At 59.0% G+C, this 22685-nt stretch carries 19 protein-coding genes, 2 tRNA genes and 2 rRNA genes (1 of these 23 running past the window's edge); 15 read left to right on the forward strand and 8 right to left on the reverse strand.

Annotation, left to right across the window (positions count from 1 at the left end):
• From NOR97_RS00300 to NOR97_RS00310, 3 genes are all read left to right on the forward strand, one after another.
• Positions 1-1493 (forward strand): 23S ribosomal RNA (locus tag NOR97_RS00300) (it extends 1334 nt beyond the left edge of the window).
• A gap of 184 nt (positions 1494-1677) precedes the next feature.
• Positions 1678-1792: ribosomal RNA gene (rrf, locus tag NOR97_RS00305) — 5S ribosomal RNA — on the forward strand.
• Positions 1793-1922: 130 nt separating this feature from the next.
• Positions 1923-1999: transfer RNA gene (locus NOR97_RS00310), tRNA-Met, on the forward strand.
• On the opposite strand, the gene NOR97_RS00315 is transcribed toward NOR97_RS00310, so the two are convergent.
• The gene (locus tag NOR97_RS00315) at positions 1985-2416 is read right to left on the reverse strand and encodes a hypothetical protein (RefSeq protein WP_257599877.1); all 432 of its coding nucleotides are present in this window, start codon (positions 2414-2416) and stop codon (positions 1985-1987) included. The genes NOR97_RS00310 and NOR97_RS00315 overlap by 15 nt on opposite strands.
• Positions 2417-2829: 413 nt before the next feature.
• Between NOR97_RS00315 and NOR97_RS00320 the strand changes: the two genes are divergently transcribed.
• The 3 genes from NOR97_RS00320 (at position 2830) to NOR97_RS00330 (ending at position 6562) form a co-directional block, all read left to right on the forward strand.
• Positions 2830-2919 (forward strand) — tRNA-Ser (locus tag NOR97_RS00320).
• Positions 2920-3183: 264 nt separating this feature from the next.
• A complete protein-coding gene (locus tag NOR97_RS00325) occupies positions 3184-5166 on the forward strand; it encodes a hypothetical protein (RefSeq protein ID WP_257599878.1) in 1983 nt (660 codons plus the stop codon).
• A 145-nt stretch (positions 5167-5311) separates the two neighbouring features.
• Positions 5312-6562, forward strand: coding sequence for a hypothetical protein (locus NOR97_RS00330; RefSeq protein ID WP_257599879.1), 1251 nt, complete (start codon positions 5312-5314; stop codon positions 6560-6562).
• Positions 6563-6569: 7 nt separating this feature from the next.
• Here the strand turns inward: NOR97_RS00330 and NOR97_RS00335 are convergent, their stop codons facing one another.
• Positions 6570-7511: a YcaO-like family protein gene (locus tag NOR97_RS00335; protein WP_257599880.1), complete on the reverse strand. Its 942-nt coding sequence runs from the start codon at positions 7509-7511 to the stop codon at positions 6570-6572.
• A 68-nt stretch (positions 7512-7579) separates the two neighbouring features.
• Here NOR97_RS00335 and NOR97_RS00340 point away from each other — a divergent pair, with 68 nt between their 5' ends.
• Both NOR97_RS00340 and NOR97_RS00345 read left to right on the forward strand, forming a co-directional pair.
• Positions 7580-7891: a hypothetical protein gene (locus tag NOR97_RS00340; RefSeq protein WP_171171326.1), complete on the forward strand. Its 312-nt coding sequence runs from the start codon at positions 7580-7582 to the stop codon at positions 7889-7891.
• Between the two features lie 32 nt (positions 7892-7923).
• Positions 7924-9543: a hypothetical protein gene (locus NOR97_RS00345; RefSeq protein ID WP_257599881.1), complete on the forward strand. Its 1620-nt coding sequence runs from the start codon at positions 7924-7926 to the stop codon at positions 9541-9543.
• A 7-nt stretch (positions 9544-9550) separates the two neighbouring features.
• Here the strand turns inward: NOR97_RS00345 and NOR97_RS00350 are convergent, their stop codons facing one another.
• Genes NOR97_RS00350 through NOR97_RS00370 form a run of 5 tightly spaced genes read right to left on the reverse strand, consistent with a single transcriptional unit; the run spans position 9551 to position 13523 of the window.
• On the reverse strand, positions 9551-9934 hold the full coding sequence (locus NOR97_RS00350) for a carboxymuconolactone decarboxylase family protein (RefSeq protein ID WP_257599882.1): 384 nt from the start codon (positions 9932-9934) through the stop codon (positions 9551-9553).
• A 17-nt stretch (positions 9935-9951) separates the two neighbouring features.
• Positions 9952-10692 (reverse strand): sulfotransferase family protein, encoded by a 741-nt coding sequence (locus NOR97_RS00355; RefSeq protein ID WP_257599883.1) that lies wholly within the window; start codon positions 10690-10692, stop codon positions 9952-9954.
• 20 nt (positions 10693-10712) lie between these two features.
• Positions 10713-11531, reverse strand: coding sequence for a hypothetical protein (locus NOR97_RS00360; protein ID WP_257599884.1), 819 nt, complete (start codon positions 11529-11531; stop codon positions 10713-10715).
• Positions 11532-11550: 19 nt separating this feature from the next.
• Positions 11551-12639 carry an aromatic ring-hydroxylating dioxygenase subunit alpha gene (locus NOR97_RS00365; RefSeq protein ID WP_257599885.1) on the reverse strand — a complete coding sequence of 363 codons (1089 nt, stop codon included), beginning with the start codon at positions 12637-12639 and terminating at the stop codon, positions 11551-11553.
• Positions 12636-13523 carry a MurR/RpiR family transcriptional regulator gene (locus tag NOR97_RS00370; protein ID WP_170346254.1) on the reverse strand — a complete coding sequence of 296 codons (888 nt, stop codon included), beginning with the start codon at positions 13521-13523 and terminating at the stop codon, positions 12636-12638. Before NOR97_RS00370 ends, NOR97_RS00365 begins: the two co-directional genes overlap by 4 nt.
• A gap of 68 nt (positions 13524-13591) precedes the next feature.
• On the opposite strand from NOR97_RS00370, the gene NOR97_RS00375 reads away from it, so the two are divergent.
• Genes NOR97_RS00375 through NOR97_RS00405 form a run of 7 tightly spaced genes read left to right on the forward strand, consistent with a single transcriptional unit; the run spans position 13592 to position 21477 of the window.
• Positions 13592-16045 (forward strand): FAD-dependent oxidoreductase, encoded by a 2454-nt coding sequence (locus NOR97_RS00375; RefSeq protein ID WP_257599886.1) that lies wholly within the window; start codon positions 13592-13594, stop codon positions 16043-16045.
• Entirely contained in the window at positions 16045-17127 is a 1083-nt protein-coding gene (locus NOR97_RS00380) for an alcohol dehydrogenase family protein (RefSeq protein WP_257599887.1), read from the forward strand. The genes NOR97_RS00375 and NOR97_RS00380 overlap by 1 nt, the downstream gene beginning before the upstream one ends.
• Positions 17124-17702 (forward strand): dimethylsulfonioproprionate lyase family protein, encoded by a 579-nt coding sequence (locus NOR97_RS00385; protein WP_257599888.1) that lies wholly within the window; start codon positions 17124-17126, stop codon positions 17700-17702. Before NOR97_RS00380 ends, NOR97_RS00385 begins: the two co-directional genes overlap by 4 nt.
• Positions 17699-18001, forward strand: coding sequence for a hypothetical protein (locus tag NOR97_RS00390; RefSeq protein WP_257599889.1), 303 nt, complete (start codon positions 17699-17701; stop codon positions 17999-18001). Before NOR97_RS00385 ends, NOR97_RS00390 begins: the two co-directional genes overlap by 4 nt.
• Positions 17998-19104, forward strand: a complete 1107-nt coding sequence (locus NOR97_RS00395) for a mandelate racemase/muconate lactonizing enzyme family protein (RefSeq protein WP_257599890.1) — start codon at positions 17998-18000, stop codon at positions 19102-19104. The genes NOR97_RS00390 and NOR97_RS00395 overlap by 4 nt, the downstream gene beginning before the upstream one ends.
• The gene (locus NOR97_RS00400) at positions 19101-20204 is read left to right on the forward strand and encodes a mandelate racemase/muconate lactonizing enzyme family protein (protein WP_257599891.1); all 1104 of its coding nucleotides are present in this window, start codon (positions 19101-19103) and stop codon (positions 20202-20204) included. Before NOR97_RS00395 ends, NOR97_RS00400 begins: the two co-directional genes overlap by 4 nt.
• A 1-nt stretch (position 20205) precedes the next feature.
• Entirely contained in the window at positions 20206-21477 is a 1272-nt protein-coding gene (locus NOR97_RS00405) for an aspartate aminotransferase family protein (protein WP_257599892.1), read from the forward strand.
• A 238-nt stretch (positions 21478-21715) separates the two neighbouring features.
• On the opposite strand, the gene hemC is transcribed toward NOR97_RS00405, so the two are convergent.
• Positions 21716-22681 (reverse strand): hydroxymethylbilane synthase, encoded by a 966-nt coding sequence (gene hemC, locus NOR97_RS00410; protein ID WP_170346260.1) that lies wholly within the window; start codon positions 22679-22681, stop codon positions 21716-21718.
• Positions 22682-22685 lie beyond the last annotated feature (4 nt).

The raw sequence follows: 22685 nt of genomic DNA on the forward strand, positions 1-22685 counted from the left end.
TGAGTAGCGACAAAGAGTGTGAGAGACACTCTCGCCGAAAGTCCAAGGGTTCCTGCTTAAAGCTAATCTGAGCAGGGTAAGCCGGCCCCTAAGCCGAGGCCGAAAGGCGTAGGCGATGGGAACTAGGTTAATATTCCTAGGCCAGGAGGATGTGACGGATCACAGGTGTAGTTCAATCTTATCGGATTGATTGGGCTGCTGAGTGGTTCCTGGAAATAGCCCTCCATCAGACCGTACCCTAAACCGACACAGGTGGACTGGTAGAGCATACCAAGGCGCTTGAGAGAACGATGTTGAAGGAACTCGGCAAAATACCTCCGTAAGTTCGCGAGAAGGAGGCCCGGTTCCTAGGCAACTAGGGGCTGGGGGCACAAACCAGGGGGTGGCGACTGTTTATTAAAAACACAGGGCTCTGCGAAGTCGCAAGACGACGTATAGGGTCTGACGCCTGCCCGGTGCCTGAAGGTTAAAAGGAGAGGTGAGAGCCTTGAATTGAAGCCCAGGTAAACGGCGGCCGTAACTATAACGGTCCTAAGGTAGCGAAATTCCTTGTCGGGTAAGTTCCGACCTGCACGAATGGCGTAACGACTTCCCCGCTGTCTCCAACATCGACTCAGCGAAATTGAATTGCCTGTCAAGATGCAGGCTTCCCGCGGTTAGACGGAAAGACCCCGTGCACCTTTACTACAGCTTCGCACTGGCATCAGGATTGTGATGTGCAGGATAGGTGGTAGGCTTTGAAGCAGGAACGCCAGTTCTTGTGGAGCCTCCCTTGAGATACCACCCTTCGCACTCTTGATGTCTAACCGCGGTCCGTTATCCGGATCCGGGACCCTGCGTGGCGGGTAGTTTGACTGGGGCGGTCGCCTCCTAAAGCGTAACGGAGGCGCGCGAAGGTTGGCTCAGAGCGGTCGGAAATCGCTCGTTGAGTGCAATGGCAGAAGCCAGCCTGACTGCGAGACTGACAAGTCGAGCAGAGTCGAAAGACGGCCATAGTGATCCGGTGGTCCCGAGTGGAAGGGCCATCGCTCAACGGATAAAAGGTACGCCGGGGATAACAGGCTGATACTGCCCAAGAGTCCATATCGACGGCAGTGTTTGGCACCTCGATGTCGGCTCATCTCATCCTGGGGCTGGAGCAGGTCCCAAGGGTACGGCTGTTCGCCGTTTAAAGAGGTACGTGAGCTGGGTTTAGAACGTCGTGAGACAGTTCGGTCCCTATCTGCCGTGGGTGTAGGAGACTTGAGAGGAGTTGCCCCTAGTACGAGAGGACCGGGGTGAACGATCCACTGGTGGACCAGTTGTCGTGCCAACGGCAGTGCTGGGTAGCTATGATCGGACAGGATAACCGCTGAAGGCATCTAAGCGGGAAGCCCCCCTCAAAACAAGGTCTCCCTGAGGGCCGTGGAAGACCACCACGTCAATAGGCCGGAGATGTAAGCGCAGCAATGCGTTCAGTTGACCGGTACTAATCGCCCGATAGGCTTGATTTGATCCAGTAACAGAAAGACAAATCAAAAACATACACACCTTGGACCAAGGATGGCTGTGTCGCGCCAAGCGACACTGTTGATTGACATAATAACCGTGCGGGAACGCGCATTCGCAAGCGAATACGCTGCCTCCCGCGCGTCGCCTTTTTGCAAAGCAAAAAGAGCGACGGGGGCTTTTCCTCGGTTTGGTGGTCATAGCGCAAGTGAAACACCCGGTCCCATCCCGAACCCGGAAGTTAAGCACTGCCGCGCCAATGGTACTTGGGCTCAAGCCCCGGGAGAGTAGGTCACCGCCAAACCTAGAAAAAGCCCACAATCAAAATTCTCTCTTACGATATCGAACTCATTCGACCCCGGCCTCAAGTAGCGTAAGCAACAGGCCGAAAAACGGTCTCAAGTAGCCGAATAGGCGGTAGACCACCAAAGTGTCGCGGGATGGAGCAGCCCGGTAGCTCGTCAGGCTCATAACCTGAAGGTCGTAGGTTCAAATCCTACTCCCGCAACCAAAAATAACAGCCAAATATCAAACTCTTAGCATCGAATAACGCGAGGCTTGCTGCGTCGAACCATCCGCGCGCAGGCATACCTACAAATTCAATATCCGCCGTTGCCCACATGTCGACATGAGCCGCCAAAGGCCGATATTCCGGAACACGTACTACGACCGGCGTGAATGCGCTTGTTCCAGCCCCACCTGCACATCCGACATCTACAACCGGAAACGCAATATATGTAGAAACGTCAAAATCGTCAGTGCCAAGTTCCGCAAGCAAAGATTGTGCGGCTTCTGGATCGGCGCAGCCTACAGCGTCAACAAAACTACGTACTTTATCGTTGATAATAGCCTCTCTGTCAGCAACCATTGCCATCGCATTTGATACGACCAATGCCATCGCTCCAGCGGATGCGATAAATTTCTTCATTCTGTGCCCTTCGTGGAGTTTTTGACCACTCCACTTTTATAAAGGCGAGTGTGGTCGTAAAGTGAGCCATTGTTCGTTTGCATTGCCCTGCGCTTCCGCCACTGCCCGGAGGAAATGGGATCCAATTGAAACAAGAGAAATTCTTCGCTTTCAGAAAGTGACCGCTCAATCGAAGCAGCGATGCCGATTGATGCCGATTGGGGATTCGATGTGCTGTGGCGTTTCGAGTCTGGTGGTTCGGTTGTTTCACGTTGGAACATGCCCCAGAAAAAATTCTCAAAATCTGGCCCATGATCCGGTTATGTTGGCGTCTTTTGCCGTGATTTCAACGGGTTCAGCAATTTTTCAGAGAGGGGCGCAAATCAGATATTTCGCCTTGTATTCCCGTCGCTTGCAAGGATATACCCGTCGGCGGAGACGTGGCCGAGTGGTCGAAGGCGCTCCCCTGCTAAGGGAGTAGGCGGGAAACCGTCTCGAGGGTTCGAATCCCTTCGTCTCCGCCATCCAATTTTCTTTATCTTTCTGTCCGGTGGGATGCGGCTCGAAGATGGCTGGGCCCCAGATATCCTGTTTTGCATTGGATTCTGCAATTTCTCGACAGATCGGAAAGCAGCGGCGGGGCTTGGTGTCCAGCGCGATCTAAGCCCTTTCTATGCTGGGTATTCTCAATGTGTTGCAGAACAGGGCAAAAAGCCGGCCGGAATGACCGGTCACGATCCGGTAACGGAGTCGTGCGAATCGTTGTTTCCGTCGATCGGGAGAGCAACATGCCGCAACATATCGTTCCGTCTGAACCCTGGCAGGACCTGGAAAAGCCCAATCGCGGATTGAACCGGGATCAGTGTCATTTGAACGCGCCGATTGGTGCCCGAGACAGGGCGGCCGAAGAACATAACGGCGAAGCAGACCTGTTTGCCGGGACTTGGCCCACGAGCTTTTCTAAGGGCTTGCGGCATGACGAAAACGGCATTGTCGACGCGCAGGTTTATACCGAATTTCTGGAAGAAGTGGCTGACCCTACCTGCACCGACAATCAAGGAAACAGGCTGACGCTGTTTGACACGCCAGCCTATTCCGGGCCCTTCCGCACCGCGCCATCAGAGGGTGGTGAATTTAGATGGCGTGCGTGGGAAGGGCCTATCCTGGGTCATCGGTTGGGGTTCAATGGTTTGGACGCCGGCGGTTTGGGTATTGCCCCGGCGCCCAGGCTTGGGTCAGATGAATTGGCGGCAGAGATGGCCGAACTCTATGCGATGGCCTGTCTGCGGGATGTGCCCTTCGAAACCATTCGGGATGGTGCCGAAGGAACCGACAAGGTACTTGGCGCCCTTGGCCGGTTGGAGTGGTTCCGCAAAGACGGTTGCCCAAAGGATGCCAGTGGCGCCGCGATCGGGAAAGTACCGGCAGCGCGCCGGGTTCGAGATGGCGAAGGTCTGTCTTCCCGAACCTTGTTCCGCGGCTCGAGCCTAGGCTGTTCGGACGGGCCCTACGTGTCGCAGTTCCTTTTGCAGGGGTACGACCCGCTGCCCTCGGGCGCGGCGCATGTGCAAGGGCGGTGGTTGGCAAAAACTACAGAATCAAAGGCAATGCCATTTGGTGCATTGCGGCTTGACCAAAGGGTTGCTCCTCAGGCTGTTGGCGTGGACTATTTGCGGGACTGGGCCGAGTGGCTGGACGTTCAGAACGGGGCAGACGCGACCGGTGAACAAGCCTTTGAGACCTGTGGCCCGAAATTTGTCGAAACACCTCGTGACCTTGCTGCCTATGTGCATTTCGACACGGTCTATCAGGCTTTCTTCAATGCCTGCCTGTTGATGTTGGGCCGAGGTATTCAAGCAGATGACGGTCTGCCCGAAGTCTGGAATTCCCGTGCGGAGGATGGCGGGGCCCATTGGGGCGGATCGCACGCGCTTTCAATGCTGGCGGAAACCGCGACCAGGGCAATGCGGGCCGTGCGACGCCAGACCTTTCAGGTGCACAACCGTGCCCGCCCTGAAAAGCTGGGCAGTATTGCAGCTCTGGTGGCGAATGGCCACGGTGCGGTGCTTGGGGCAGCGGAACCGTTTGCCGCAGCCCATCTTGAGAAATTGGAAAGCGCCGCCTGCGAAGACTTCAGTCTGATGGACGCCATTGCCGCCGCGCCAGCCACCAGGCGGTTCGCGCACAGCGCGGTTTCTCATAACGGGCTGCCGCGGATCGATCGCAACCTGCTGTTGCCTGTTGCCTATCCCGAGGGCTCGCCAATGCAGCCGTCCTACGGGGCGGCTCATGGGGCAGTTGCCGGTGCATGCGCGACGCTGCTCAAGGCGTTCTTCAGGACACATGCGCCGGACGGGTCCCGGGTAACTTTGGCAGAGGCGGGTATGCCGCGCGTCTTTGTTCCGGCTCCGGGTGGAAGGACACTGGTTGAGTCCGTGCGACCAGAGGATAGCGCGGCAAAGCTGACGCTGAATGGCGAGCTGAACAAGTTGGCTGCGAATATCGCGATCGGGCGCAATTTTGCAGGGGTACATTTCTACAGCGACTATTTCGACAGTATCCGAATGGGTGAACGCGTTGCAGTGGGCATTCTGGCGGAACAGATGGCGAATCTCCGGGTTGCCGCGAAAATGTCGCTCGAAACGTTTGATGGAGATCGCCTCAACATCCTTGGCGGTCGTTCTTGCGGTAGTGAAATCCACATTGTGAACAGTACGCCCGAATTGTGGTGGACCCGTCATTTACCTGAACAGGCGGGGTGGGCAGGATGAAGGTATCGTGCCCCGTGACAGGTCGATTTTCATGATGCTTCCTTGTTCGTCACCTTCGGCGATCGCCCCGTCGGAATTGAAACCCTGCGGGCATCGACCGCTGACTTTCCATTCCAGTGTCTCTGAAACCCAACGGTGTTCTTTGATGTCTGTATTCCAATCGCCGGGACTTGCTGATCAAGGCGTGAACGAAGCCACCCGATCAGCGTGGAATTCAAGCATTCAGAACATATTTGACGTGCAAGGCGTCAGCCCGTTTCTGGTCATGGATCCACGTGACATCGAGGCGGGCCAGCCTTCGAATGGGTTCAGATGGCGCGCCGATCCCCGGGAACCGCGGGACTGTCTGGGTGATGAGCTGGCGGCGCGCGTGTCTGACCACGGCTGGCCCGGCAGGGTTGAGCTGCACAATGAATATCTTGAATACACGTTGGTAATGCGACCCGATACCGGTGGCAGACTGCGCCCGAAGCGTTTTATGGCCACTACCGAGTTTGCGGAGTGGTGGCAGTTCATGGCGGTGTTCGATCTCGATCACTTCCTGTCGGTGGTCGCGTCGGTGACCGGGCGCTTCTACTCCTGCAAGGACCTGTTTGAAGTCTCACGGTCGGATTGGACGTCGATGGATGTTTCCGAGCGCGCGGCCCGCTTTCACAAAAGGCTGGTGGGTACGGATCACGCGCATGCGCCGGAACATCCGTTGAATATCCAGCATGCCCTGTTTCTGGCCAAGGGTACGAACCGTTTGACCGATCTGATCCAGACCATGCATTTTTCTTCCTTCCCGTATCTCGTGAAGGACGGCGAGAGCAGGCGGCGCGCCCGGCTTGAAGAAGTTCTTGATTTCGCGAACCGGCAGGATCAGTACAGCGGGCATGCAGGGGTCCGCCTGGTGAGCGATACGTTTGAACTGGCTGCGGGGAGGAAATGTGGCAAGTCTCCTGCGGGCCAGGCGATGGCATTCTCTGATCCGCTTGGGCTGTATATTCGGGCATTCCATACATCACAACTGTTTGTGGGTGCGGGCAGGGTGCCTCGGGGCTGGGTCCGGTTCAGGCGCGGCGCGCCAGGAATGCACATGCGCCTTGAGTTCGGGCCTGCCGACGACGATCCCCGGTTTCTGGATGATATCACGCTGGGAACAGGCCCATCGGCGCGCCCGGTCTCGGGCTATACCCTTGCCAGCCTGATCGAGGTCGGCCCCATGATCACAGTTGCCGCCAGGCCACGCGTGATCACCCGTGTCGAATTTGTTGAAATTCCGCGTGTTGATCCAGGGCGGGTTGTCCGCAGCTTGCCCGAGACCGAACGTTGCAGGCATCTTCTGGAATTCGCGGACCGTTGCAAGGCAGAGACCAACGGCAACATGACGCGCTGTCGTGGAGACGGATCCTGACAGGTGCTCAGACTGGCACGGATTTGACCACCGGCAGGGGAATTTCAGGTGCCGTCATGTCAAAAACCGCAACCGGACGACCGAGAGCGCGGCTTGCGGCCGTCAATACAGTCGTCAGCGACGGGTTCGGGCTGTCCCACGCCTGCGTGTCGAACACCCGCGTCGGAGCGACAGGCCGGTCATTTTGCGCGCCGCGATAAAGCCGGAACAAGCGCGCCTGTTCGGCATCCATGCCGTGATCCGTCACACCGTTGTGTTCAAGCATCACCATGTTGCGCCAGGACACCACCGCCTCGGACGCTGCGTGCCAGACGCCCTGCGCCAGATCTGCGGAAAGCGCCGATCCATAGGTCGGCCTGCCGCCATCCGCATCTGCGCAGACCGCGCGCAGCAGAAGGCCGATGCCCGGAACTTCGAGGATGTGAAGGCTCAGTTGCCGCAGGTGAACATTCAGCCACTGCGTCAAATCGTGGGGCAGTGCAGTCTCCGGCGCCAGGTGGTCAAACCCCTGCGATCCAAGAGCGTGTTCCAAACACTCCATCGCCGCCCAAAGGGCGGCGGCTTCGTGTGTCGGGCCGGCTGCGGCACCTTTTGAAGTGACCTTTCCGTCACTGCCCGGAACACCCAGTGCAAGCGCGTCGTTTGGCATCACATGGGATGCGCCATCCGACGCGATCAGGCTTTCGCGGGTTCGTGGTGCTTCGGCACTGTATTGCAAGGCATAGCGCTCAATCGCCTCAAACCCGGCCAGCCGCGCCGCCTCCTCCGCCGTGCGGCCTGTGCCGAAAGACACGCGATGGTCCATCCCGCCTTTGGGGGGCAGAGTCCCGTTGCGCAGCTCGATCAAGCGAAAAGCCGCGTGGATCGGCGCACCCATGGGGAATTCGGCAAACGAGGGTTCGGAAACTAGCCGAGCAGTTTCAGCGCGTTCAATCAACGTGTCGGGCATTTTCGTTTCCGGATAAGCATGTAACGCGGTATACAAGTGGGCATTGTTGTTTGAGAAGGAGATTTTACATGGCTCGTTTGACAATCAACCCGAACTATTCGTTGAAAGACTTGGGGTGCGAAGTTCTGAATGCCGCGCGCGGCCGTGCGCTTGGGTCGCAAGACGATCAGGACGCGGCGGAACGCAAGATTCAAGAAATCCTTGCGGACAGTGGCAACCCAGAGGTCAGGTTTGTCTATGATACCAAGGATCTGGTTCATATCGTTGTTCCGGACCTGAGTGACAAAAAGCCGGATCCGAACCCCGATCACGAGTCATGGTGCTGCAAACTGGCCTATGAAGCGATGGGCGGTATCGTCATATTTGGATGCAGCGGTTAACGACAACCCCCGAACGTTTTTGAGGGCCGTTAGTGACTGAGGCAAAAACCAAGGTTTTTTTGACCGGACCGTTTCAGATTATCCATGACGACGGTCAGGATGTGACGCCTCGGGGCACCAAAGCGAAAGCTCTTCTTGCTTTGGTGCTTCTGTCGAAAAACGCGATACGCAGCAGGGCTTGGTTGCAGGACAAGCTCTGGAGCGAGAGTTCGCCCGCACAAGGCGCGGCGTCGTTGCGCAAAGAGTTGAGCGTACTCAGCAAACACTTTTCCAAGCACAAACTTGATGTTCTTGAAGTCACCCGTGAAACGGTGTCGATCAATCTGGCAGCAGTCGAGGTTGATCTGTTTGACGAGCAACTCAGTTCCGACCGCGCTGAGTTGCTGGAGGGGTTGGACGTTGCCGACCCCGAGTTCGAGGCATGGCTGACGGTTGAGCGGCAGGCTTATTGGGACATCGATACAGACTCAGACGGTCCGGTTCTGGCGGGCCGCGGTTTGCCGGTGCATTGGGGGCGTTTGCGTCCAGCGGTTGTGGTTGAGCCTTTTGAAGTTGTCGGGGAAACGCCGGATATCAGCATCGCTGCTTCCTCCATACGAGACGAACTCATGTTTCTTCTGGGCACAATGTCCGACGTGATCGAACTGCGTGACGCGCGCAGGCAGGAAGGCCCGGTTGAAGGCTATGTTCTCAGCGGCAGCGTGGTCGGCGCAGAAGGCCTGCGGGTGGCCGCTCAATTGACGTCAACCGCGGATCAGGTGTGCCTGTGGACACAGCGGTTCCGCTTTCGCGCAAAGGAAACATTCGACGCGGTCGAAGAAATCGCCATGAAGGTCGTCGAAGCGCTCCAACTGCGATTGCGCGACGGGTATTGGTCTGAAATCTGGTCAGGCCGTGCCACTTCGACCGAGGCCTGGTCTGCGTTCCAGAAAGCGCGCATATTGGAAAGTCAGGCAACAGAAGACGGGTTGCAGGATGCCATCCGTCAATACCGCGCCTGTCTGGAGTTTGACCCGGGATACCTGCCGGCCCGTGTGGCGATCGGTTTCTGTCATTTGGACATGATCCGCCTGGGTATGGATGCAAACCCGGCCGAGACGCTGGCGATGGTCGAGGCCGAATGCAAGAAACTGCGCAATCTGAACCCAACGGACCCGTATTGCTCGGCCCTCCATGCCTTCACCCACAGTGTTGCCGGCAACACGTCAGAGGCTTGCAGCTTGATGCTTGCCGTCGTGGAACGTTTCAGCGGAAGCCCGGAATTGTTGGGATATTATGGTATCCTTTTGGTGTATGATGACCGGGCCGAAGAAGGCGTTTCAGTCTGCAAGAAAGCGCTGGCGTTGACGCCGCATCCCCCTATTTGGATCGAAGCAAATCTGGCAATCGCAATGATGATGACCGGGGACAAGGCCGCGTGGCAGCATGCCCATAACGTGTTGCGGGTTGACCCCGGGCGCGTTCGTCCCAGGGTCGTACTGTGCATGCTGTCCGCCGCCGCCGGGAACCATTCCCTGGCGCGTCGACATGCCCGACAGATTCTGGAATTGCAGCCGGGCTTTACGGCGGAACGCTGGGCCTGGCCCGGCTGCTTCAAGAACAGGCGACACTACGAAAAAGGCGTGCGGCTGTTGTCGGCGGCTGGTCTGTGACGGGTCGTCAGGCTTCTTCCAGCACCTTGCGGGCGACGCGAAAACACTCCAGCGCCTGAGGAACACCGCAATAAATCCCGACCACGTGGATGATGGCGCGGATTTCTTCCTTTGAAACCCCGTTGTTGATGGCGCCCCGGCAGTGGATTTCCCATTCATGCATCTTGCCCAGCGCACCGATCATCGACAGGTTCATCATCGACCGGGTCTTGGCGTCGATCACGTCGTCGCCCCACCCAAACCCCCAGCACCAGGCCGTCATGGCTTCTTGAAACGGGCGGGTGAAGTCGTCGGCGGCAGCAAGGTTTTTCTCCACATACTCTGCGCCCAGCGTGTTCTTCCTTTGCTCCAATCCTTTCAGAAACAGGTCTTCGTCGAAAATGTCGGCCATTGCGGGTCTCCGGTGTGTCAGTGTGTCAGGCGGTGTTTGTAAAGGTGATCGTAATGCGGTTTCATCCTGCGGTGCACCTGTTTCACACGGTCTGGCGCGTCCGCGATGTCGATATGCGTGCGGGTCTGCGGCGCAAGCCCGGTCGATTTCGCCAGGTTGCCATGGAACGACCCGCCGTCCCACCAACTATGGGCGGACGGATCACCGCCCGGTTCCCAGCTCAGCGCCTCTTGGATGAACGGAATTCCCACCGCGTCACAGAAGGCCCGGGTCATGCCGTGCGGGTCTTCCAACAGGTCATCACTGTCAATGACCGGCGGCGGAGTTCCGTTCAGTGCGGTCAACAGATCGAACAGGGCACGCTGTTCGGGAAAGCCAACCTCGCCTTCGGCAAAGTCCGGCCATTGCTTGAACATCGAAGTGATGGTCTTGGCCGGGTCCCGGATCAGGAAGGCGTGGGTGAAATGCGACAGAAACTCGGCATCCCACATGTGGTTGATGTAATGCGGAAAGTCCTTGAGAAAGACCGGCCCCCGTTTCGCCCGCTGCTGAATGTCCAGCCACACGCTGTCCAATGTCAGGGCTGGCGTTGTCACGTCCCCTGGTTGGAACCGATGCCAAAGCGGGTCTTCACCCTGATACCACGCCTCGCCGAAGGGCTCGTGCAGGCAGTCGAGATCACCGCGTTGTCGCATCATCCACTCGAACGCGGTTGACGTGGACCTTGGCACGGCCCAGAGCGCGAGAATTTTGGGCATGGTCGTGACCTCTCGAATAGCTAAAGACGTTTCAGCAATTGCCCGTGCGGTGTACCGGGCGCGATACCGAGGGATTTGAAGATGCGCCAGTAAAGCGCGATGTCATGACCAATCACCGGTTTGCCCAGCGCGTCTTCAAGCATATCGGCCAGATGCAGCGGGCGCTGGGGCAAGCCACCGGGCCCGGTCCGGAAATTGCACATGCCATTGATCAGGATCGCTTCGGCCCGGGGTGCCTTGTCGGCCACATATTCAAAGCTTTTCAGTGCCAGATCACCATCGAACACCCAGCGGCAGTCATTCACGGCTTCCTGACTGTCGAACCAGCCCTGATCGTAAAAATTCCCGGCCCAGACCACATCAAACCCGGCTTCTTTCAAGAAACCGACCGTGCCCTGCCACCATTCCGGCCAATGATAGGCGGCGTTCAGGGCAACCTTTTCGACGTTCATGTCGCGCAGCGCTTCGACCATGGCATATCCGGCCATATGAAAGCGGGTGCCATATTTGTCTGAAAGGTCATCGCAGTGTTGCCGGACGCCTTCCACGCCCAGCCCGCAGGCATGGACCCAGTTCGAACCGACCTGACCGCAGACATCGACGCCGTTGCGGGACATGCAGTGCACGAAGTCTTCGAGCAGGCCAAAGTTCTGTCTCCGCTGATCCAGCCCGTGCACATAGTCTGGCACGTGCAGCATCCAGCCATGCACGCCCACGGTTTCGGGGCACATGCGCAGGAAATCCGAGGGCGCGGCGTCAAAATCGAACGGCGGGCAGGTGAACCCGACCTGATGGGGGAACAGTTTGTGTTCCGGGCGCCAGACTTCAGGCATCAGCATCAGCGTGCAACCTCGGCCACTAATCCACAGCCTCGCGCATCCATTGCTGAAGCCGCGCGATGGAATGTTCCGACATCACGCCGCAGCCCGGATCCAGAACAAGCGGTCCGGGGCGATAGCCCCGCGACTTGAGCCCGCGATGAACGGATTCCACAAGGCGGATGTCTTCCTCGACCGTCGTTTCGCGGTCCTGGACCGCCAGTTGCCGGATGACCGCGCTGTCCGAACCGCCCTCGGTGTACCAGCCGCGCCAGACGGTGCAGTGATCGGCATCAACCGCGCGCCAGTGATAGGTGTTCAGCACATTGCCGGGATAACACTGGAAGGAAAACATCGGCCACAGGAACCATGACTGGTAATCGCCTGCGTGCGGTACCGACAGGTCGATGGGGTAGGTCATCTTGTCGAGGCTCTGGCATTCCGTCGTGTGACGCAGGACGTAGCCGCCGCCCGCATCCGGCTGAATGTCATAGGTCTCGGGCTTGACCACACCTTCGGCAAAGGTCGGGTGATTGGTCGGACAGTGGTAGCATTCCGAGTAATTTTCGATACTGACCTTCCAGTTGCAGTTTTCGGGAATCTCGACCCATTCCAGCGGTTCCAGATCGTCGATATGCGGGACGAATGCGCGGATTTCCTCGCGCACACCGGGGAACCATTCATCCATGGGGGCGGCGTCATCGTCGAGGTTGACGAAGATGAACCCGTTGAACACCTCAGTTCGGACCGAGGTCAGGCAGATCGCACTGCGGTCAAAGCCGGGGACCGATTTGATATTGGGCCCGGCACGCAGCTGTCCGGTCAATTCATAGGTCCACGCATGATAGGGGCAGACAACGACGCGGGTGTTGCCCGCGCCGGTGACCATCTCATGCGCCCGGTGCTGGCAGACGTTGTAGAAGGTGCGGATTTCGCCGTCGCGGCCGCGAATGCAGAACAGGTTCTGGCCGGCGATCTCAAACGCAAAGTAATCCCCTGCTTCCCGGACCTGCGCGACATGGCCCGCAAACTGCCACGTTCGGGCCAGAAGCCCCTGCATTTCCTGCTCGAAAATCGCAGGGTCGGTATAGTATCGCGCGTCCAATGAGTGGGTCAGGGGTGCATTCATTCGGGCTCCTCCGCGTAGAGGCCAAGTTGGTGTCTGCGTTGGTGAAACCGTTCCACCCGCTCGACGATCTCATCGCTGGACACGGCGATCACGAAGGACAGCAGAGTTTCCAACAAGGCGATGGTCGAGACGGATGACGGAAAAAACTGCGGCGTGTCGGCGGCAACGACAAAACCGTGATGGGCGTTCAGGATCACCGGGCTGGCCGGGCTGTCGGAAATACCGATGACGGTCAGACCCTGTTGCCGAGCCAGCTTGATCGCCTCGATGACTTCGGTTCGATAGGGGTGGCAGGTGATCGCGATCAGCACGTCCTGTTCATCGGCCCAGGCCAGATCATCCACCGGGGTCGAGCCGGGGCGGGGAATCGCGTGGAACTGCTTCATCCCGGTTGACGCAAGATAGGTGAAATTGCGCGCGTTCGAATTGTTGACGCCAACGCCCAGCGTGAAGATCTGGCGGCAGTTCCAGATATCCTCAGCGGCGGATTTCAGGCTCGTTTCATCAATTCCAGCGAAGGTGTCTTCAATATTGCGGATCGCCGCACCCACCATATCGGCATAAAGCCCACCCAGCTCACCTGACTTGCCGATCTCTTGCAGCCAACGGGCGCGGTCGGGAAACGACACGTTGCCCCGTCGAATCGCTTCGCGGAAGGGGGCCCGGAAATCTTCGTATCCTTCGAAGCCCACCTGCCGGGCCATACGCACGAAAGTATTGGGTTTGACCTTGGCCGCCTCGGCAATCTCGCGCACGGTCGAGACCCCAACATCCGTTGGGTTCTCCAACACGTAGCGCGCTGCTTTCTGTGCCTCGGGGGTTAGGGCGTCCCATTCCCGGCTCAGGCGGTCGAGGACGGTTGATGATACATTTGTGTCATTCATGATTGACGATGGTACATTTGTGGAATTAGCCTGTCGAGCAGAAACGCGACTCGGGAAGAGGAAAAATCATGTCCGGGAACGAACTGCCGTCACACGCCCGCGTGGTTATTGTCGGAGGCGGCGTAATGGGGGTCGGTCTGGCCTATCATCTGGCGCATGAAGGGTGGGGCGCTGATACCGTCCTGCTTGAAAAGGCCGAGCTGACCAGCGGCAGTACCTGGCATGCAGCGGGACAGATCACGCATTCGACCTCAAGCTTCGGGCTGGGAAAATGCGTGGATTACAACATCGGGCTGTATTCCGGCCGGTTGGAGGCTGAAACCGGCCAGCCGGTCACATGGCATGGCTGCGGATCGTTCCGTCTGGCCTATACCGAGGATGAGATGGACTGGCTGCGCCACACCCTGTCGGTTGGTCGGTCGCTGGGTTTCAATATCGAGCTTGTCGGCCCCGAAAAGGTGGCTGAACTGCATCCGTTCTACAATCTCGAAGGTGTTTTGGGCGCGTTGCACACACCCGATGACGGCCATGTCGATCCGACCAATGTGACGATGGCGATGGCGACCGGCGCGCGTCAGAAGGGCGTCCGCATCTTTCGCAGCTGCCGCGCCACCAACATCACGCAGGCCGGGAACGGTGAGTGGGTTGTTGAAACCGAAAAGGGCACGATCACCTGCGAGCATGTAGTGAACGCAGGCGGAACCTATGCAAGGCAAATGGGCGAGTGGTCGGGGCTGCAACTGCCGATGACCTCGATGACGCACCATTATTTCGTGACAGAACCGGTGCCGGAATTCCAGAACCTGGACACCGAACTGCCGGTGATCCGCGACGACCGCAAAGTCTCGGGCTATATCCGGATGGAGCAGCAGCGCGGTCTGATCGGGATTTACGAAAAAGAGAACCCGAACTCGGTCTGGCATGACCATTGCCCGTGGGAATACGAAAACTGGCTGTTCGACGCGGATTACGACCGGGTGATGCCGTGGCTTGAGGAAAGCCTGAACCGGATGCCGATCTTTGCCGAGCTTGGCATTCAGCGCGACGTTCACGGGGCAATCTCGCATCCGCCGGATGGCAACCCTCTGATCGGACCAGCACCGGGTGTTCGGAACTATTGGTGCTGCTGCGGGACACAGATCGGCATCGGCTGGGGGCCGGGTCTGACCCGCGAACTGGCGCGGTGGATGGTGCATGGTGCCGCCTATATCTCGATGCGCGAATTTGATCCGCGCCGGTTCGGCAGCTATGCCACGAAGGATTGGCAGGTGATCAAGGCCGAGGAAGACTACTGCCTGCGCCATGAAATCCCGTTCCCGCATTTCAACCGTCTGGCCGGGCGACCGATCAAGCCGTCGCCGCTGCATGAGCTGTTGAAATCCAAGGGCGCAGTGCATGAAGAAGTGTATGGTTTCGAACGCCCCCGCTGGTTCGCCCGCGACGGCGTGGAACAGCGCGATCACTATTCCTTCCGTCGCACACCTGCCGACGACATGGTCGCGGCCGAGGTCAAAGCGGTGCGCGAAAGCGTCGGCATCATGGACGTCACCGCCTTCACCAAGGTCGAGGTTTCGGGACCGGGGGCCTATGCCCTGCTTGACCGGCTGACCGCAAACCGGATGCCGCAAAAGGTCGGTTCGATCACGCTGACCCATATGCTGAACCGTCGTGGCCGTATCGAATTGGAGACCACGATTGTCCGCATGGCCGACGACCGCTTCTATCTGGTTTGTGCGGCCTTCTTCGAACAGCGCCTGCTGGATCATCTGGCGCAGCAATGCGCGGATGAGGATGTGCAGGTAACAGCCCTGTCCGCAGACTGGTCGGCCCTGTCGCTGAACGGTCCCCGGTCGCGGGATGTGCTGGCGCGCTGCACCGATGCCGATCTGACCAATGCCGGGTTCCGCTGGCTTTCCGCGCAGGAAATCAACATCGCCGGTCACAAGGTCTGGGCTTTCCGTATGTCCTATGCCGGGGAACTGGGCTGGGAGCTGCACATGCCCAACACCGCCTGCCTCGACGTCTACAACGCGCTTTGGGCCGCGGGTGAGGCGTATGGCATCACCGACTATGGCAGCTTTGCCATGAACGTGATGCGGATGGAGAAGGGCTTCAAAGGCGCGGGCGAGCTGACCAACGAGGTTACTCTGGCCGAGGCCGACGTGCTGCGTTTTGCGCGCACCGACAAGGATTATCTAGGCAAGGACAAGACGCTCAACACCGATCTGCCCTGGATCTGTGCCTATCTTTCAATTGAACCGGATGGCGAGATTGATGGCCATGGCGGAGAGGCGGTGCTGCTGGACGGGCGCGTCGTCGGGTCCACGGCGTCTGTCGCTTATGGCCACACCGTCGGCAAAATCCTGGCCTTTGCTTACCTCAAGCCCGAAGCGGCCAAAGCCGGGACACAGCTGGAGGTCGTGATCCATGGCCAACCCCGTGCCGCCCGCGTTCTGGGTGAACCTGCCTACGATCCCGACAGTTTGCTGCCCCGCAGTGACGCCATACTGGAGACCGCGTGATGAGCCTGCCCGATACGATGAGAGCCATGGTCACAATGGGCCATGGTGGCCTGGAACAGATGGTGATGCAGGAAGACTGGCCGCGCCCCGAACCCGCTGCCGGTGAAGTTCTGATCAGGGTCGCAGCCTGTGGCCTGAACAATACCGACGTCAATACGCGGTCCGGCTGGTATTCCAAGACCGTAACGGATGCGACCACCGGTGGCGCATTCGAGGAAGTCGGTGAAGAAGACCCGACATGGGGCGGCAACCCGATCACCTTCCCGCGCATTCAGGGCGCAGATGTCTGCGGCCGTATCGTGGCCGTTGGCGAGGGCGTGGACGGCGCTCGTATCGGCGAGCGTGTCATCACGGATGGCTGGCTGCGAGATCCGGCTGATCCCGGCAACATGAACAAGACAGGGTACTTCGGTTCGGAACGCGATGGCGGGTTCGCCGAATATACCACGACTCTGGCGGTCAATGCGGTGCCGATCACTTCGGACCTGTCGGATGCCGAACTGGCCACGTTCTCCTGTTCTTACTCTACAGCCGAAGGGATGCTGTCGCGTGCCAACGTGACGGAAAAAGACACCGTTCTTGTGCCCGGGGCCTCTGGCGGGGTGGGTGGTGCGTTGGTTCAATTGGCCAAACGCCGTGGCGCGCGTGTGATTGCGATGGCAACCGAATCCAAACACGCCGACGTGGCCGATCTTGGCCCTGATCTGGTTTTGCCCCGCGCACCTGAAGATCTGCGGTCGGCGCTGGGCGACGAGAAGATCACCGTGGTCGCCGATGTGGTAGGTGGCCCTTACTGGCCGAACCTGATCGACGTACTGGAGCGCGGCGGGCGCTACACCTGTTCGGGTGCCATTGCAGGTCCGATGGTCGAACTCGACCTGCGGACCTTCTATCTGCGCGATCTGACCTTCAGCGGTTCGACCGTGATTGACCCGCAGGTGATGCAGAACCTTGTGAAATACATCGATGCGGGTGAGATCAAACCGGCGCTGGCTGCGACCTACCCATTGGAAGAGCTGCGGGAAGCGCAAGCGGCGTTCATCGCCAAACAGCATACCGGCAACATCGTGGTGGTGCCATGACGCTGGATGATGTTCTCGAGGCGGCCCGCCAATTGCATCAGGCGCATCCTGACCTTGCCGCGTTTGCATCATGGCCGGACGATCTGACACCGACGGGTTTGCAGCCCGCTCACATGCCGGCGACCGATCTGGTGGGCGATTTTGGCCTTGATGGCGTGGCGCCAACCCATGATCTGGTCGCGGCGATCAAGGCCAGCGCGCATCTGGCGCAATGGAAACACACGTACACCGCAGAGGAAGTCGGCGCGGATTTCCTGAATCGGTACGGGTATTACGAACTGTTCGGACCGACCGGGCATTTCCACTCGACCCAATTGCGCGGCTACGTGGGATATTGGGGCGCTGGTCTGGATTATGACTGGCACAGCCATCAGGCGGAAGAGCTGTATCTGACCCTGGCGGGCGGAGCGGTTTTTCGAAGCGACGAGGATGAAACCTTCGTCGGCCCGAACCAGACACGACAGCACAAAAGTTGGCAAAGCCACGCCATGACCACGACGGGCCAACCGATCCTGACCTTTGTCCTGTGGCGCGGCGAAGGGATGGGCGACCTGCCCAGAATGGACGCCGCATGAAAACCACCGGCATCCGAATTTACCAGACCGGACTTCCCTATGCTGGCAGTGCTTATGTCCGGGGTGCGGACAGAGTTATTGAAACTGCCATTGCATCGGTTGTGGCCCGTTTCTCGGCGTCGACCCCGCCTGAATACCTTCAGAACACAACGGATCTGATGAACTACAACACGCGATCTACCGGGTTCGGCGGCCCTGTCGCGAAAGACGGAACGCTTTATGCAGCCGATTTGCCGGGATTGGGTGTAACCCCTGATTTTGAAAGCCTCGGCGCACCCGTGGCGGAGTATGCTCCATGAAGATTGAAGCCATTACCGTTTTTCAGGTCGATTTGCCGCTCGAGCATCCCTATTGGCTGTCCGGTGGGCGTTTGAAGTTCGAAACGCTTGATGCGACGCTGGTCAAGCTCGTAACCGATACCGGTCTGGTCGGCTGGGGCGAGGGTACGCCTTGGGGGCACACCTATGTACCCGCGCACGGGCCGGGTATCCGGGCCGGGATCGAAACGATGGCCCCCTTCATCCTCGGCCTTGATCCGCGTCGCGTGCTGGACGTGGAACGGGCCATGGATATTGCCTTGCCCGGGCATCTCTATGCCAAAAGCCCCATAGATATGGCCTGCTGGGATATTGCCGGTCAGGCGGCGGGCCTGCCGATTGCCGATCTGATGGGCGGCGGATCGCGGACACCGCGCCCGATTGCGTCTTCGGTCGGGGCGAAAACCGTCGAGGAAACACGCGAGGTCATGGAGCGGTATCGCAAGCGCGGCTATATCGCCCATTCAGTGAAGATCGGCGGAGATGTCGAGCGGGACATTGCCCGTGTGCGGGATGTGGAAAGCATCCGGCAGCCCGGAGAGATTGTCCTGTATGATGTCAACCGTGGCTGGACGCGCCAGCAAGCCCTGCGGGTGATGAGCGCCTGCGAAGACCTGAACGTGATGTTCGAGCAACCCTGTGAAACACTGGATGATATCGCGACGATCTCGGGGCTTCATGCATCCCCAGTGTCTGTGGACGAGTCCCTTGTGACCTTGCAGGATGCCGCCCGGATTGCCCGCGATGGTCTGGCCCAGATATTCGGGATCAAGCTGAATCGCGTGGGTGGCCTGACCAAGGCCGCGCGGATGCGCGATATCGCGCTGGCCCATGGGATAGACATGTTCGTGATGGCCACCGGCGGGACGGTTCTGGCCGATACCGAAGCGCTGCATCTGGCCGCCACGATCCCGGATGACCACTGCCACGCGGTCTGGGCCTGTCAGGACATGATCACGGTTGATGTTGCAGGTGGCCGCGGGCCCCGCAACGTCGATGGCCATCTGCATCTGCCCGAGGCGCCGGGGCTGGGCGTGCATCCGGACGAAGCCGCATTGGGTGATCCAGTAGGAGAATATGCTTGAGAATTGACAAGATAACGCTCTGGTCCGTCGAACTGACCAGCCATGAAACCTATCACATGGCTGACGGCAAGACCTGTGCGACCGTGACGTCTCATATCCTGCGCCTTGAGACGGATACAGGTCTGACAGGTTGGGGTGAGGTCTGCCCGATCCCGCATTATCTGCCAGCCTATGCGAATGGCGTACCGGGGGCCATCGCTGAAATGGGTCCCGAGATTCTCGGGATTTCTCCGATCGGGGTCGATGCGCCGATGCGAAAGCTGGACGGGCTTCTGCAAGGCCACAGCTACGCGAAATCCATCGTGGACATTGCGCTGTGGGATCTGTTCGGCCGCGCGGCGGGGGTACCGGTTTACGCGTTGCTGGGCGGGCGGACACGGGCGGATATGCCGCTTTACCATTCGATCACATGTATCGCGCCGGACGAAATGGCGCGCATCGCCAAGGCGGCCTTCCAGACCGGTATTCGGCAATTCCAGGTCAAGCTGGGTGTCGAGGGTGATTGGCAAGCCGATGCCGAGCGGCTGATCAAAGTGCGCGAGGCCGTGGGAACCGGGCCGCTTGTGTATGGTGACTGGAACTGCGGGGCATCGCGCCTTCAGGCAACCCGAACCGGGCGCGCGGTGGCGCATCTGGATGTGATGCTGGAACAGCCCTGCAAGACGCTGGAAGACTGTGCCGCTGTTCGTCAGTCGACGGGTCTGCCCATGAAGATCGACGAAAACGCCTTTGATCTTGCATCGCTGATGCGGGCGCATGAGTTGGGTTGCATGGACGCGGTGGCGCTGAAACTGTCGAAATTCGGCGGTCTGTCAGCGATGCGCCGTGCGCGCGATCTGACCGTTCAGCTGGGCGCCGAGATTTGTTCGGAATGCACCTGGGGATCGGATATCGTCACGGCGGCCTCGTTGCATTTTGCTGCTTCAACCCCGCATGGATCGCTGATGAACACATGCGACTTGTCCTCTTACGTTGCCCCGCGCCTGTGCCCTGACGCACCAAACCGTGAAAACGGCCGGATTGCCCCGCCCGAAGGCCCGGGTTTAGGTGTGACACCTGACCTCGAAATTCTTGGCGCCCCGATTTTGGAGATTGATTGAGATGCTGAAGATCCAGACACAGTCCGAGTGGATAGCGCGTGCAAACGAAGTTTTGCCTGCCGGCGGTTTCGGCAACTTCGATCCGGGTATCATCATCGCCCGTGGCGAGGGCAGCCATGTCTGGGACGAGGACGGGAACGAATATATCGACTATCTGATCGGGTCCGGTCCGATGTTGCTGGGCCATGGCCACCCCGAGGTGATGGAAGCGGTGCTGGAACAACTGCCCAAAGGCATGACCTTCTTCGCCAACAACAGCAAGGGCATCGAACTGGCCGAGGCCATCATCGAAGCCGTTCCCTGTTGCGAGCAGGTGCGTTTTGTTGCCTCTGGGGGCGAGGCGGACATGTACGCCATGCGGCTGACGCGCGCCTATACCGGGCGCGACAAGATCCTCAAGTTCGAAGGGGGGTATCATGGTATGAGCGCCGAGGCGCAGATGAGCCTGGCCCCCAGCCGTCGGGTCAATTTCCCTCAGGCCGTTCCCGACAGTGCCGGTATCCCCCAAAGCGTGGCCGAGCAGATGCTGATCGCGCCTTTCAATGATCTTGAGGCGGTGGCAGCGTTGCTGGATGAGCATGACGATGTCGCAGCCATCATGGTCGAACCCTTGCAGCGGATCATCCCGCCCGAACCGGGGTTTTTGCAGGGCTTGCGGACCTTGTGCGACAAATTTGGTGTGCTGCTGATTTTTGATGAGATCGTCACCGGGTTCCGACTGGCTTACGGCGGCGCACAAGAGCGATATGGCGTGACCCCGGATATCTGTACGCTTGGCAAGATCACCGGTGGTGGCTTTCCTCTGGCCGCGCTGGGCGCCAGCACCGAGATCATGAAGCATTTCGACAAATCGAAAGTCGGAGAACACGGCTGGCTGATGCAGTTGGGCACTTTGTCCGGCAACCCCGTTGCCTCAGCGGCGGGGCTGAAGACGATGGAGGTTTTGCGGCGCGAAGGCACCTATGAACACCTGCGCTCGATCGGGAAGCAGTTGCAACAGATGCAATCGGACGCTTTGAACGAGGCAGGCATTGCCCATCGCATCTGCGGTGACGAGACCTTGTTCGACATTTATTTCACCAAGGCCGAATGTCGGGATTATCGCAGCGCAAACCATGATGACCCGAAGCGCAACGCCACTTACAATGCAACGTTGCGGGCGCATGGGGTCTTCAAGGCTCCGGGCAAACTGTACCCGTCGCTGGCGGTTACCGAAGCGGATCTGGATCAGACCAGAGAGGCCGTTCGTCACGCCGTCGAAGCGATTTCCTGAACGCGGGTCTGGCACAACGCAATCTGGTACAACGTAAACGGGTCGCTGTTGAACCCAACAGCGACCCTCTACCTTTGGAAGCCGGGGGTCAGTCTCGCCCCCTCGAATACTTATTAAAACACCGGCAATCTGAAAACTTTTCGATACTTTCGAGACTGGCCCGACTTCCTCTGCGGTATGTCACAGTAATGCCTGATCGCGCCGCCTGCTACAGTGATCAAGTTCACACTAGACAAATTTATTTTGAATTTTTCCAATCGAATAGATCAGGTCCCGCCTGTTCAAGCAGTTCCGCCGCCATCGCGCGGGCCATCTCAGGCCCATCCTTGACGGGGCCGGTCATATCTCTGCTGGCGGTTTCCGTTCCGTCCGGGCGCAGCACTTCGCCCCGCAACCTCAGGGTGTCGCCGTCCAGTTCGGCAAGGCCGGCGATCGGGGTTTCGCAGGACCCGTCCAGCGCAGCCAGCAATGTGCGTTCGGCCGCCAGGCGGTATCCCGTTTCGGTATGATGAATCGCTTCAAGCATTTCGGCTGCGCGCATGTCGTTGCTGCGCCGTTCGATGCCGATGGTACCCTGCGCGATTGCCGGCAGCATGTCGTCAGGAGAGATGGCGCTGGCCGGAACCTCATCCATTCCCAAACGGCGAATGCCTGCCATTGCCAGAAACGTGCAATCGGCAACCCCGTCTTCAAGCTTTTTCAGCCGTGTCTGCACATTTCCGCGAAACTCGACCACTTTCAGATCCGGCCTCCGGTTCAGCAGCTGTGCCCGCCGCCGCAAGGACGAGGTGCCCACAACGGCGCCTTCGGGCAGATCGTGGATCGAGCCCAATCGCGGAGAGATGAAGGCGTCGCGCACATCCTCGCGCGGCAGGAACGTGTCCAGGACCAGCCCTTCGGGTTGTTCAACGGGCATGTCCTTTGTTGAATGCACGGCGATGTCGATCTCGGCGCGCAGCATCGCCTCTTCGATTTCCTTGGTGAACAGACCCTTGTTGCCGATTTCCTTCAGCGGGCGATCCGCGTCGATCATGGCGCGATTGTCACCGGTCGTCTTGATCACTACGATCTCGAACGCATCCTGTGGCAGATCGAACGCATCGCTCAGGCGCTGGCGCGTTTCATAGGCCTGAGCCAGAGCCAGTGGCGAACCACGGGTGCCGATTCTGAGGGGCGATGCGGGGGTGGGCAGGGTCAAAGTCATGTGC

The organism is Ruegeria sp. YS9 (genome assembly GCF_024628725.1).
Taxonomy (GTDB): Bacteria; Pseudomonadota; Alphaproteobacteria; order Rhodobacterales; family Rhodobacteraceae; genus Ruegeria; species Ruegeria atlantica_C.